A 253-nucleotide genomic window follows, 5' to 3' on the forward strand; every position below is an offset into this window, starting at 1 on the left:
GCCGATTGGAACGAAGCCCGGCGTCGTCTGCCGGTGATCCGTCGTCTGGCGGAAAATCGAACGCGCACCCGGGCCGACGTTGTTGCCGGCGCGGCCGAGTTGGGATTCGGCGCCACGCAGATCTACGCGTTCTTGCGCGCTTATCTGGACGACCCAAGGCTGACCACTCTGTTGCCGGCCGGGTGTGGGCCTCCATGGGGGTACTCGAAGCTCAAAGCGGAAGTGAATGCCGTGATTGAGGAAGCAATTGACG

The 253-nt window shown here is 63.2% G+C and carries 1 pseudogene; it reads left to right on the forward strand.

Annotated elements, in window-relative coordinates:
* A pseudogene (locus RMT89_RS44365) lies at nt 1–253 on the forward strand (integrase); the annotation flags it as partial.

The organism is Streptomyces sp. P17 (assembly GCF_032436805.1).
GTDB lineage: Bacteria > Actinomycetota > Actinomycetes > Streptomycetales > Streptomycetaceae > Streptomyces.